The following is a 13,160-nucleotide window of genomic DNA, read 5'->3' as shown; positions in this document are numbered from 1 at the left end:
GGGGATGGCGCTGGGTGGTGCCCCCTTCTGCGCCCCCCCCGCCCCCCCCGGCCCCCCCCCCCCGCCCCCCCCCCCCCCCCCCCCCCCCACCTCCGCGAGAAAGTTGACTATACCTCCAGCGGCTGCGCGTGCTCCAGCTCGGGCTCGCCCACTTCTTCGCCCTCCGTGGGCAGCGCGGCCGTGTTGCCAATGGCATCAAAAGCGGCCTGCAAGTCGGCCCTGATGTCGTCAAAATGCTCTATACCCACTGACAAGCGCAGCGAGGTCGGCGTGACGCCGGCGGCCAGCTGCTCGGCTTCGCTCATCTGCTGGTGGGTGGTGGCCGAGGGCTGAATGATGAGCGTCTTGGCATCGCCCACGTTGGCCAGGTGGCTGATGAGCTTCAGGTTATCAATGAATTGCGTGGCCGTCTCCTTGGTGCCCTTCACCCGGAACGAGAGCACGCCGCCGTAGCCGCGCTTCAGGTATTTGCTGGCAATGGCGTGGTAGGGGCTGCTGGCCAGGCCGGGGTAGTTCACGCTTTCCACCTGCGGGTGCTGCTCCAGCCAGTTGGCTACTTTCAGGGCGTTTTCCACGGTGCGGTCCACGCGCAGGCTCAGGGTTTCGAGGCCGATGAGCAGCTGCCAGGAGTTGAACGGGCTGATGGCCGGGCCAAAGTCGCGCAGCCCTTCCACCCGCGCCCGGATGATGAAGGCGATGTTGCCAAACGTACTGCCCTTGCCGAACACGTCGTTGAAAACCAGGCCGTGGTAGCCGTCGCTCGGCTCCGTAAACTGCGGAAACTTGCCGTTGCCGAAGTCGTAGGTGCCGCCATCCACAATCACGCCGCCCACGCTGGTACCGTGCCCGCCAATCCATTTCGTGGCCGACTCCACCACGATGTTCGCGCCGTGCTCCAGGGGACGGAACAGGTAGCCGCCCGCGCCGAAGGTATTGTCCACAATCAGCGGCAGGTCGTGCTTTTTGGCAATGGCCGCGATGGCCTCAAAATCGGGAATACTGAAGCTCGGGTTGCCGATGGTTTCGAGGTAAATTGCCTTGGTCTTCTCGTCGATGTACTGCTCGAACGAAGCCGGGTTGTCGCCATCGGCAAAGCGCGCCTCAATGCCCAGGCGCTTAAAGGCCACTTTGAACTGGTTGTAGGTGCCGCCATACAGGTAGGCCGTGCTCACGAAGTTGTCGCCGGCCTGCAGAATGTTGTTCAGGGCAATGAACTGGGCCGCCTGGCCCGAGCCGGTGGCCAGCGCCGCCACGCCGCCTTCCAGGGCCGCCACGCGCTGCTCGAACACGTCGGTAGTCGGGTTCATCAGGCGGGTGTAGATGTTACCAAACTCTTTCAGGGCAAACAAGTTGGCCCCGTGTTCGGCGCTCTTAAATACGTAGCTGGTGGTTTGGAACAGCGGCACGGCGCGGGCCCCGGTGGTGGGGTCGGGCTGCTGGCCGGCGTGGAGTTGGAGGGTTTCGAAGTGCTGGGGCTGAACGGACATGAGGTTGCGGTTTTAAGCGTGAAGCGGTTTTTTTTGGATATGAATCTGGACTAAAGCTTGGCCAATGCCTCGAGCAACACGGCCGGGTCGGGGCGCTGCTTGAAGTTGGCTTCGGTGGCGGCCCAGGCAATGGTGCCGTCCTGCGCGATAACGAACGTGCCCGTGAGCGGCAGCTCGCCGCTGTCGTCGCCGTTGAAGGTGGCCAGGTCGATGCCCACGCCGTGCAGCGTGTGGTACACGGCGTCGCCCACTTGGTAGGCCAGCCCGAACTGCTTGGCCACCGTGTTGCCCAGGTCGCTGAGCACCGGAAACTGCAGTTCCTTTTCTTCGGCCGTGAGATTGGTCAGGTCCGGCGTTTGGGGCGAAACCGCTACCAGAGTAGCATTAAAGCCCTTAAACTGGGCCAGCGCCTGATTGTAGGCCCGCAGCTGCACGTTGCAGTAGGGGCACCAGTTGCCGCGATAAAACACCAGCACCACCGGTCCGGCCGCCAACAGCGCCGCCAGTGCAACCGGCTGGCCCAAAGCATCGGGCAACGTAAAATCGGGGACTTTGTGGCCGGCCCGAAGGCTGTGCTGGGCCAGGCCGGTGGCATGCACGGCGGCAATACCGGCATCAATGGTGTGGCTGGCCGTGGCGGGCAGCACGCTAGCTAAGTGTTGGGCCGTAGCGGCCAGTTCGTGCTGAATGGAAGCGGGAGCAGTGTACTTGGACATACGAAGTCAGGAAGAATATCTGGTTGAGGGAGAGATACTTCTTCGGGAGCAAGGGCCCGCTTGGGGCGACAGTCCGGCGCGGCGCTTAGCCGGCGCATGGCCGTGCTCAGCGCATTCGAGGTACCCGCGTGGCCACAACGGGCACCAGGCGCAACGGCATTCCCACGAAGAAGAAAGAGGAGGTTGTTAAGCCGAAATCAGGCTAGCAACAACACGGGCGACAACAGCACATTCGCATTCGCGCCGGGCGCGGTGCCACATTCCGGCCGCCATCGGCCGAAACGAAGAAACCCGAACCTTCGGCGCGCAAGGCGGCCGAAGCAGTCGGGGGAAAAAAAGCAGCATTCGAAGAATTTTCCATGGCACTCGAATCATCTGTCCCAGCGCGGCCGAAGCTGCGGGTGGGTAGGAATTGGCACCTTTCGTTGGTCGAAGGTTGCCAGTGGGTCACGGAGCCTATTCTCTCGCCACTTCTGTATAAAACTTGAAAACTGCCCACCGTTAGCGGGGAGTACCTGTCTGGTAACGGCAAAGGTAGAACAGGATATTTGGAATGGGCAAGCGTTGGAGCAAAAATATTTTTAGCTGGGTCAAAAGGAAGTTCCCAGCACGTCATGCTGAGCTTGCCGAAGCATCTCTACCGCTTCGTTTTTTAGCTATTATCATTGATTACTAATACAGTAGAGATGCTTCGGCTGCGCTCAGCATGACGTTCTTTCTATTGCTACCCATTTATCACCGACCCCGCCAAACGCAAAAAAGCCACCCTGAAACAGAGTGGCTTTTCTCACCTTTTTTCTGCAAAAAAGTACCTAGAGACTAGGTAGGGTCAACACCTGGCCGACTTCAATCAAGTCAGGGTTGGTTCCGATGACCGCCTTATTGGCGTCGTATATCTGGTGCCACTTAGCGGCGTCGCCGTAGTGGTGCTTGGCTATTTTCGAGAGGGAATCTCCACTGACAACAGTGTACGTATCCCCAGAAGTTTCCGGTTTTGCGTTGCCGAAAAAATCGGTGCCGCCGGCCGCCGGCTTAGCAGCGGGCTCTACGGGTTTTTGGTCGCCTTTGTCGCTGATGAAATCGAAGAGTCCCATGGGGTTTATTAAATTAAGTGGTGCGAATGATTTCACCGGGAACCTCACGGTTGGGCCGGCCGGGTTGCTATACGCACTTGGTGCGGCGGGGTTTCGCGGCCAACTCTTTTGCCCCGGTATCGTAAGCCGACGAGTTCGCCGTGCGCGGGCTACCACTTCATTCTTTCACCATTACTCGTTGTGCTCATGAAACTCCAGTCCCTTTTTTCGCTTCGTTATTTTGCCAGCCTACTGGTGCTCGTGTCGCTATTTGCTGCTTCGTGCAGCAACGACAAAGGCAAAGTAGAAGGCGTGAACATGCTGTACGGCACCGACAGCAAGGTGTGGAAAACCGCTAAAGAAACCGATACTTCCGGCGACAAAGTGAAGCAAACTGATGCCCAGAAACAGGAGGAGCTGCGCATTTTTGCCAACGGCACCTACAACATGACCGGTGCTTCGGGAGCTGTGAACGGCAAATACACGTTCGACCAGGCCGGCAAAACCATCACGATGACGCCTGATGGCTCGACTACCAGCAACACCTTCGCCGTGGAAACCCTCACCGACGATAAGCTGACGCTGAAGTCGGCCGACGGCGCGGCCCTGATGCTGGAAAAAGAGTAAGCTTCCAAACCCAACTGCCCGGAAGGCCCCGAACCACGCTGGTTCGGGGCCTTTTTTCTTTTTCAGCAGTCGCGGCCATCCTATTTCGCTTGTCCATCAGCGAGCTAACTTGCTGCCCATTCCGGCCGCGCCGCGCGGTTCTTCCACTTTTCTCTGCTGAATGTTTTCTGATTTGAAAACGGCCTTCGCCCTACTCGCGGCGGCCCTACTCGCTCCGGCGGCCTACGCCCAAGCCCCCACTCCCCTGCCCGTTCACGTCGTGCGCAGCATCAATCCAGTCGATACTGACTTTCGGGACCTGGAATTTCTGAAAACCGAAATTGGCCCGGCCCGGGTGGTGATGCTGGGCGAGCCCAGCCACGGCGAAGGCAATGTATTCGAGGCCAAAATCCGGCTCCTGCGCTACCTGCACGAGCGGCTGGGCTTTACGACGGTGGCGTTTGAGAGCGGGTTCTACGATTTGCACAAGGCCCAGCAGGCACTGGAAGCCGGGCGGCCAGCGCAGGAAGCTATTGGTAACAGCGTATTCCCGGTCTGGACCAGCACGCAGGAATTTCAGGCCGTGCTACCGCTTATCGGCAAAGGCGGGCTGCGTGTAGCCGGCTTCGACCCGCAGCTGATGAGTGAAGGCTACAGCGGTGATATGGTGGACGACCTAGAAGCGTTTCTGGCCCCGCAGAAAGCGGCGGGCCTGCTCAATTATGAATACCTCGAAGAAGTCATTGGCTTTATGGGCGAGCAATTTGCTTTTCTGCCCACCACCAAGCTGACCGATTTTGAGAAGGAAATGGCCAAAACAACTCACCTGGTGGACAAAGCCGCCGCCAGCCCCGACGCCAGGCGGCGCACCGAGGCCGCTTTCTGGCAGCAAAACCTGCGCAGCCTACTGGCCCAGGCCCGCGACTACGCCGCCCACGACGCCAATGCCAAGCTGGAAGAGCAGTTCATCGCCACCGACAGCAACCCGCGCGATGCCCAGATGGCCGACAACTTGCTGTGGTACGTGCGGGCTCATCCGCAGGAGAAAGTGGTGTGCTGGGCGGCCCTGCCCCACCTGGCCAACCGCACCGACCACTTCGAAAATGCCGAAATTCAGGCCTATCGCCCCATGGGCCGCGCCGTGAAGAACGGCCTCGGGCCGGACCAAGTGTACATTCTGGGCACGCTGAGCGGCAGCGGTACCCACGGTTTCCCGGCTATGGGGTATAAGCCGGTGCCCGCGCCAGTGGCCGGCTCGCTCGAGGCCGCGTTGCTGGCCCAACCGGGGGACTACGCCTTTGTGAGTCTGAAGCATGACGCGCCCGGCCAGCGCCTGACTACCTATGCTTTCGACTATCAGCCCTTGGCCGGCCCGTGGAGCGAGGCGGTGGATGGATTCCTGTTTCTGCGCAGCGTGAACCCGTCGCACGGTGCAACGGCCGTGGTGGCGGCCTTGCCAATGACCCCGCCCGATAGTGCGGCGGCCCGCTCCGGACCCACCGCCCTGAATCCGGCCGGCCGGCCGCGCCAGGTGCGGGCGGCTACTGGCACCGCGACCTTACGCGGGGTGGTGCTGGACCAGAAAACGGGCCAGCCGGTGCCATACGCTTCGGTTTCGGTGCCCGCTCAGGGCGTGGGCACGGTGGCCGATGGGCGGGGCCGCTTTGCCTTGCGGGCAGCGGGTGGCGAAGTCCAGGTGAGCAGCGTGGGCTACGCGACGGCTAGCGTAGCCGCCACCGCCGCACCCCTGACGGTGCGGCTGGCCCCGGCCGCCTACGAGCTAGCGGGCGTGCAGGTGCGCGGCGAAAGCCTGGACCCGCGCAAAATAATGAAGAAAGTGTTGGCTGCCCTGCCCAAAAACTACGAGCAAGCCGACTACGTGGCTGAAGTGTACACCCACCGCCGCCTCAGCAATTTCGACACGCTGCGCTACGAGGCGGAGTACGTGAGTCAGGTAGTGGAGCCAGCCGGCTACCGCAATTTCACCGGGGGCTTCCTGGGCCTGGGGCCGCGCGAAAAACACCGGATACGGGAAGTACGGGTGTTGACCAAGCCCAAAACCCCGCTCGGCTGGTTTGACCTGAGCGCCGGCGGGCAGGGCTTTTATACGGCCGCGGCCGACCCGGTGCGCACGATGCCGCTATTCAAAGCCAGCACCTGGCGCAAATTCACGCTACACTTGGACAGCGTGCAGCAGCAGGGCGACGAAACCGTGTACGTGCTGAGCTTCGTGGCCCGGCGCGCCAATCACCGTAGTACGGGCACTTACCTCACGGGCCGGCTGTCGGGACGCTTCTACGTGCAGCAGCGCGACTATGCCGTGCGGCGCTACCAGGCCCTGTGGGAGCACGATACGCTGACGATGAATGCCATAGCCCGGCAGCACGCCGGCCGCCACGACCGCATTGCACCGCATTACAACACCATTTATGCCGACGACCGTACCGACCATTTTGTGGAGTACGAGCGCGGCACCAACGGGCGCTACTACGTGGCGCACAGCGTGGCCCAGGCCGTGAGCGCCGGACGGGTGCTGGGCAAAGCGCCGCATCATCACCAGATATTGTGCGAGGAATACTTCACGCCCCAGCCCGCCACCACGCCACCCCTGCCGCCCGACCCCAAACTGGACCCGCGCCTGGCCGACGGCGAAATCTACCAACTCTACAAAGCCATCCCGCACCCCGAATTCTGGCAAACCTACCAGCGCCCCACGGCGGGAAAATGAGGCAGGAAGGGGGTTAAAAGCAAGGAGTTAAAATCTAACTGGTTTTCAACTTCTCACTCTTAACTCCCTTCGCGAACACCCGCGCCACCCAGCGCGGCAGGAAAACAGTGCCCAGCACCAGGTACAGGTAGTACGTGACTACCCGATACAGCAGCACCATGAAGCTGGTGAGCGTGGCCGTGCCGATGAACTTGCCGAAGAACGTGGGGAACGCGCCTTCCACGATGCCCGCGCCGCCCGGCGTGATGGCCAGCAGCAGCAGCACTTTGTAGGTGAGGTTGCGGGCGAAGATGAACAGGAAGGTATCCGTATCCATTGGCACGAAGGCCGCGATAAGGCAGCCGATGACGAGGTAGCGGGCCGTCCAGACGAAGAAGGTGCTGGCCGCCGCCCGCCACCAGTAAATAGCTGGGTTACCGCGCAGCTGCTCCGAAGCCCGGGCCATTTCCTGGCCGTGGAGGTAGGCTTTGCGCCGCCAACGCTTCAGCACCAGCATCGAAAACAGGCGCACCAGCACCCGCCGCACCGAGCGCGGATTAATGAAAATAGCGTACAGCATGAGCCCCGCATAGGCCGTAACGGCCACGTAGCTCACCAGAAACATGATGCGCAGCGTGGTGATAAAGCCGCTGTGCAGGGCTTCGTGCGGATATAATCCCGCTCCGGCAATAAGCACCACCAGCGGCACCATGATGACGTAGTACAGGTTATCCATCAGGGCCGTTACCATCACGTAGGCCATCGATTTGCCCAACGTGATGCCTTCCTTGTGCAGAATGAACGAGGCTACCGCGGTGCCGCCCACCGCCGAAGGCAGCACGCAGGAGGCAAACTCCCAAATCATAATCACATCGAGGCTTTGGCGGTAGTTGAGCTCGCGCTCGGCAATGTGCCGGATGCGGTAGATGTAGCCGAAATCGCGGGCCAGCAGCACCCCCAGCGTAACGAGCAGCCACGCGTACCGGGCGTGGGCCAACGGGGCCAAATCGCCGGGCTTGTAGCTGCGCCAGAACATGAACCCCACCACGCCTAGCCCAATAACGATGGGCAGAATAAGCCGCGAAGGCTGCAGGCGCTGCAAAAAATGCGCGTCATCGTCGTCGGGCAGGGAAATGAGGGGCTTATCGGTCATCGAAGCAAATGAAGCGGCCGGGCAAAAGTAGGGCATCGCCGGGCGGGGCTTAGTTAAAAAAGCGTGAAGACGACAAAAGCAAACGTCATGCTACGACGGGCGCAGCATGACGTTTCCACTTGCAATTAGTAACCGGACTAGCTAGGGCCGGCCGCCGGGGCTGCCGGCGGGCACGGTGCCGTTGGGCGTGCTGGTGCCCGGCGACGGCGCGCTGGCCGGCGCATTGATGAGGCTCGGCATGGGCGCTACCGGCGGGCGGCGCGTGGTATCGGCGGGCTGGGCCGTGGCGGGGCGCAGGCCGGGATAGCCGCCGGGGCGTTGGCCGGGCTGGGGCCGCGCGGTGCTGTCGGTGGCCGGTTGGCCGCCAGGGTTGCTAGGGGCCGTAGCCGGGCGCTGCTGGCCGGGGTAGCCGCCGGAGGGGGCACCGGCCGGCGCACCAGTAGCACCCGCTGGCCGGGCACCGCCCTGGCCAGCGGGGCGGCCACCGCCGCCACCAGACGGGGCCCCGCCGCCGCCGCCGCTCGCATCAACTCCGCCGCCGCCTTCGCCTTCACTTTTCAGGTCGTCGTTGTTCACGCTCTTGCCGCGACGCGAAGGGCCGGCCGTTAGCTTGCCGACCCGGTAGCTGAAGCTGACGCGGAAGCCCAGCGAGTGCAGCTCGTTGCGGCTGGCCTGGTCGATGAGCGGCGACACTACGTTGTTGCGAATGGTAATGCTGGGCGTAAAGAAATTATCCAACCCAAAGCCCAGGCTGCCGCGCTTCTCGGCAAAGTCGCGCTTGATGCCCATCGTATAGAAGTAGAAGGCGCTCTGGTTGCCCTGCAGCTGCACCTGGTTGCCCCGGAAGTAGGCGAAGGCCTGAACGCCCCACACCGGGGTAAAGTTGTAGGAGCCCCCGAGGCGGCCGCTGAACACAAAGCCCTGGTTGGAAGCATTAAAATTGCGGTCGGGCACGTTGTTGGTGAGCGTGGCGTAGTAAAAGTCGGTGCCCGCGTTCAGGTTCAGCTTGGCACCGTTGAGGTTGGCGTTGATGCTGCCGCCATAGGCGTTCTGCTGGCCGATGTTGGCGTAGCTGGTCGACACTGTGTCGGCACCGCGCACCGAGCGCAGGGCCTCAATCGAACCCGTCGTGTTGCGGATAAACGTGCTGAGGCCCAGGTTTACGCGCTTCACCAGCATGTTGTAGCCCAGTTCGTAGTTGTTGGTGTATTCGGGCGATAGGTAGGGGTTGCCCTGGCTCACATTCTTGGGGTTCTGCGCGTTCACGTTGGGGTTCAGGAACTGCAGCGAGGGGCGCTGAATGCGGCGGTTGTAGGCCAGCTTGACCAGGTTACCGTTCGATAGCTTACGCGAGAAGTTCACGCTGGGCACCAGCACGCCGTAGTTCGGGATGTTGGCTGCTTCCGATTTGGCAAAGTTGGCGTCGATGGTGGTATACTCGTAGCGCAGGCCGGGCTTCAGGGTAAAGCCTTTGGGCAGGCCCAGGGTGTAGGCGGCGTAGGCAGCCGTCACGTTCTGGCGGTAGGTAAACACGTTGCTGGCCGAGAGCAGGCCCACGGCCGGCAGCACTTCGCCGTTGGTGCCATACGAAACGGTCGCGTAGTCCGAATTGACCAGACGCAGAATATTCTTGGCCCCGACTTCCAGAATCTGGGTTTTGCTGATGGGGTTTTGATAGTCCAGCTGCACCGTGTATTCTTCGTTGTAGCTGGGGTTGTCGTTGACGATGCGCGCCGGGCTGCGCGGGTCACTCGACTGATAAATGGTGTTGGTGAAGCTGTTGGTGCGGTCGTTGCGGCTGAACAAGGTCAGCAGGCTGATTTCGTGCTGTGGCTTCTCGAAGCTGTGCGTGTAGTTCAGGCTGGCATCCAAGGTGCCCGATAGGTCTTTGGAATAGGTGTCGCGCAGGTCGGTGCTGTAAGGCGAGCCCGTGGCCGTAGTGCCGGCGTAGCTGGTGCGCAGCAACCCGTTCTGGTAGTTGTTGCCACTGCGCGTGCCGTATGACACCGAAGCCTGCAAGGAATTAAACTTATTGATGTCGTAGTCCCAGCCCAGCGAGTAGCGCCCAAAAATACCCTGTTGGCGCGAGTCGGCGCGTTGCAGGGTGGTAGTAGCCGCGCCGGTACCCAAGCTACGGGTCACCTGCGTATTGGTGAACTCGCCCGGCGTATTGTACTGCCCCCGCCCGAAACCGCTCAGCGAAAAGCCCATCTTGCCGGTGCGCAGGCCGCCCTGCAGGCCCAGGTTGCTACTGCGCAGGCCCGCGCTGATGTTCACACCCAGCGTGGCACCACGCAGGGTATTGGTTTTGGTGATGATGTTGATAATACCGCCCGAGCCTTCGGCATCGTACTTGGCCGAGGGCGAGGTAATCACCTCCACGGTCTTAATCTGGTCGGCCGGAATCTGCTTCAGCGCGTCGGCAATGCTGCCGGCTGCAATGGTCGAAGGCTTGTTGTTGATGAGCACCTTGATGCTGGAGCTGCCGCGCAGGCTCACGTTGCCGTCCAAGTCCACGCTCAGCATGGGAACGCGCTTGAGCACGTCGGTCGCATCACCGCCCCGGGTGGTCTGGTCATTTTCGGCGTTGTACACCGTGCGGTCCACCCGCTCCTCAATGATGGCCTTTTGGCCCGTCACCACTACTTCGCCCAGCTTCTGGGCCGAAGAAGCCATGCCAATAGTCCCCAACGCCGTCGTCTCACCGGCCACAACGGTCACACCCGGGCGGCTGACGTTTGTGTAGCCCAAAAAGCTGACCTGCACCGTATAGGTACCAGCCGGGATGCCGGCCAGCACGAACTTCCCGTCGTCGTCGGCCACGCCCCCATTCACGGGGTTGTTAGCCGCATCGAGCACGGCCACTGAGGCGTACGATACAGGCTTATTAGTAGCTGCATCCGTGATGGTACCGGCAATGCGGCCAGCCACCGCGCGCGGGGCAGTGGTGAGCGTTGGCCGGGCCCCGGCGGGTGCGCCCTGCTGGGCGTAGGCACCGGGTGTGTTACCCAACAAAACAGTTAGCACAACGGCCGATACTGGTAATAAGTGTTTCATATAATGGCAATACTTAGCGGCCAAAGTGCCGCAGAACGTACCGGAGACTGCATCCGGTGTCTTAATGAGATGCAAAAATTCTTAACCAAATCCCTAACAGCCAACAAGCCGAATCGGCTTGCCGATACGTAAAGGTCCGGGCGGCGGCAGTTGGGTTGGGCAGAAACTAGATTATCCGAGCCGAAACCCCGACCAAAACCCCAATTCCATCGTGTTCAACGACCGCACTTCGCGCTACTTCGTACCTTTATGCCCGCCCGCTAATCTTTTAGCGGGCCAGGCGGTTACCCTTCCGTCACTCATCCCACTACGCCTGCCCTGATGATAGTTGAACCCGGCCCGCTCCTGGCGGCGATTGACTCGCCCGACGACCTTAAGAAACTCGCTCCCGAGCAATTAGTCCAGCTTAGCACCGAGCTACGCAACTTTATCATCGACTCGGTGAGCATTTACGGCGGGCATTTCGGTGCCTCGTTGGGCGTGGTCGAATTGACCGTGGCCTTGCATTACGTCTTCAACACCCCTCACGACCAGCTTATCTGGGATGTAGGTCACCAAGCCTACGGCCATAAAATCCTCACCGGCCGGCGCGAGCAATTCCCTACCAACCGACGCTACCACGGCATGTCGGGCTTCCCAAAGCGCAGCGAAAGCCCTTACGATGCCTTCGGCGTGGGCCACAGCAGCACCAGCATCGGCGCGGCGTTGGGCATGGCCGTCGCTTCCGACTACAAAGGTGAATTCGACCGCCAGCACATCGCCGTAATTGGCGACGGGGCCATGACGGCGGGCATGAGCTTCGAGGCCATGAACCAGGCTGGCGTACTCAACAACAACATGATTGTCGTGCTCAACGACAACTGCATGAGCATCGACCCCAACGTCGGCGCGCTCAAGGAATACCTGACCGACATCACCACCTCCCGCACCTACAACAAGGTCCGCGACGAGCTCTGGAACGTACTAGGTAAGCTCTCGAAATTCGGCCCCAACCCCCAGCAGATTGCCCGCAAAGTAGAAGCCGCCATGAAAGCGACTTTGATGAAGCAGAGCAACCTGTTCGAGGCCCTCAAATTCCGCTATTTCGGCCCCGTCGATGGGCACGACGTGCAGCACCTCGTCACCATTCTCAATGACTTGAAATCCATTCCTGGTCCCAAGCTGCTGCACTGCGTAACCGTAAAAGGCAAAGGCTATGCCCTGGCCGAGCAGGACCAGACGCTGTGGCACGCGCCGGGCTTATTCGACAAAATCACGGGCGAGATTTACAAGAAGACGCCTGAGAAGCCTCAGCCGCCCAAGTATCAGGACGTTTTCGGCCACACGCTGGTGGAACTGGCCGAGGCCAACGACAAAATCATGGGCGTGACGCCAGCCATGCCCTCGGGCTCGTCGCTGAATATCATGATGGCGGCCATGCCTACCCGTGCTTTCGACGTAGGCATTGCCGAGCAGCACGCCGTTACGTTCTCGGCGGGCTTGGCTACGCAGGGGCTAATTCCGTTCTGCAACATCTACTCCTCGTTTATGCAGCGCGGCTACGACCAAGTAGTGCACGACGTAGCCCTGCAAAACCTGCACGTGGTGTTCTGCCTCGACCGCGCCGGCTTTGCCGGGGCCGATGGCCCCACCCACCACGGCTGCTACGATCTAGCCTTCATGCGCTGCATTCCCAACATCGTGGTGTCGGCCCCAATGAATGAACAGGAGATGCGCAACCTGATGTACACCGCTACGCTGCCCGAAAACGCTGGTCCCTTCAGCATCCGTTACCCACGTGGTGAGGGCGTGATGCCCGCTTGGCGCACCCCACTTCAGCGCGTGGCCATCGGCACGGGCCGCGTGGTGCGAGAGGGCAAAGAGGGCGGCGTAGCAATTCTCAGCATCGGCCACATCGGCAACTATGCTGTAAAAGCCACCGAAACACTGGCTGCCGAAGGACTCGACACTGGCCATTACGACATGCGCTTCTGCAAGCCATTGGATGAAGAAATGCTGCGCGACGTAGCCCGGCGCTACCGTGCTATCGTAACGGTGGAGGATGGCTGCCTACCCGGCGGCTTCGGTTCGGCCGTACTCGAATTCCTCACCGACCATGGCTTTCATCTGCCGGTCATCCGCCTCGGAATTCCCGACCGCGTAGTGGAGCACGGTACTCAGGACGAGCTATATAAAGAGTGCGGCTTTGATGCTATCGGCATCGCCAAAGCCGTTCGCGAGATGAGTACCAAAGTAGCAAACGACGCAATCACGACCATACTACGTTAGGGGCTTAGGAAGCAAACCGGTTTACAGGGGCTGTTGACGAAGTAATCTAAGGAGCAATTTATAGAGGTCCTCGTAGCGATGATTGAAGCGAAA

The 13,160-nt window shown here is 61.0% G+C and carries 8 protein-coding genes and 1 riboswitch; of the genes, 3 read left to right on the top strand and 5 right to left on the bottom strand.

Annotated features, from left to right (window positions below; translation table 11 throughout):
- Positions 1 to 107: 107 nt before the first annotated feature.
- The 3 genes from ABIB44_RS20445 to ABIB44_RS20435 form a co-directional block, all read right to left on the bottom strand.
- Positions 108 to 1,487 carry an O-acetylhomoserine aminocarboxypropyltransferase/cysteine synthase family protein gene (locus tag ABIB44_RS20445; protein ID WP_354586541.1) on the bottom strand — a complete coding sequence of 460 codons (1,380 nt, stop codon included), beginning with the start codon at positions 1,485 to 1,487 and terminating at the stop codon, positions 108 to 110.
- 50 nt (positions 1,488 to 1,537) lie between these two features.
- A complete protein-coding gene (locus tag ABIB44_RS20440) occupies positions 1,538 to 2,203 on the bottom strand; it encodes a peroxiredoxin-like family protein (protein WP_354586540.1) in 666 nt (221 codons plus the stop codon).
- A gap of 368 nt (positions 2,204 to 2,571) precedes the next feature.
- Positions 2,572 to 2,687: riboswitch (SAM riboswitch) on the bottom strand.
- Positions 2,688 to 3,015: 328 nt separating this feature from the next.
- Positions 3,016 to 3,297, bottom strand: a complete 282-nt coding sequence (locus tag ABIB44_RS20435; protein ID WP_354586539.1) for a LysM peptidoglycan-binding domain-containing protein — start codon at positions 3,295 to 3,297, stop codon at positions 3,016 to 3,018.
- A 186-nt stretch (positions 3,298 to 3,483) separates the two neighbouring features.
- Between ABIB44_RS20435 and ABIB44_RS20430 the strand changes: the two genes are divergently transcribed.
- The gene (locus ABIB44_RS20430) at positions 3,484 to 3,903 is read left to right on the top strand and encodes a hypothetical protein (protein WP_354586538.1); all 420 of its coding nucleotides are present in this window, start codon (positions 3,484 to 3,486) and stop codon (positions 3,901 to 3,903) included.
- 160 nt (positions 3,904 to 4,063) lie between these two features.
- Complete coding sequence (locus ABIB44_RS20425) at positions 4,064 to 6,610, top strand: erythromycin esterase family protein (RefSeq protein ID WP_354586537.1); 2,547 nt, start codon at positions 4,064 to 4,066, stop codon at positions 6,608 to 6,610.
- Positions 6,611 to 6,644: 34 nt separating this feature from the next.
- Here the strand turns inward: ABIB44_RS20425 and ABIB44_RS20420 are convergent, their stop codons facing one another.
- Together ABIB44_RS20420 and ABIB44_RS20415 are read right to left on the bottom strand one after the other, a co-directional pair.
- Complete coding sequence (locus ABIB44_RS20420) at positions 6,645 to 7,742, bottom strand: lysylphosphatidylglycerol synthase transmembrane domain-containing protein (RefSeq protein ID WP_354586536.1); 1,098 nt, start codon at positions 7,740 to 7,742, stop codon at positions 6,645 to 6,647.
- 141 nt (positions 7,743 to 7,883) lie between these two features.
- Complete coding sequence (locus ABIB44_RS20415; RefSeq protein WP_354586535.1) at positions 7,884 to 10,799, bottom strand: TonB-dependent receptor domain-containing protein; 2,916 nt, start codon at positions 10,797 to 10,799, stop codon at positions 7,884 to 7,886.
- A 321-nt stretch (positions 10,800 to 11,120) separates the two neighbouring features.
- On the opposite strand from ABIB44_RS20415, the gene dxs reads away from it, so the two are divergent.
- Entirely contained in the window at positions 11,121 to 13,067 is a 1,947-nt protein-coding gene (gene dxs, locus ABIB44_RS20410; protein ID WP_354586534.1) for a 1-deoxy-D-xylulose-5-phosphate synthase, read from the top strand.
- Positions 13,068 to 13,160: the final 93 nt, after the last annotated feature.

This window comes from Hymenobacter sp. UYCo722 (assembly GCF_040547115.1).
In the GTDB taxonomy this organism is placed as follows: Bacteria; Bacteroidota; Bacteroidia; order Cytophagales; family Hymenobacteraceae; genus Hymenobacter.
This window is presented reverse-complemented; position numbering and strand designations above follow the sequence as displayed.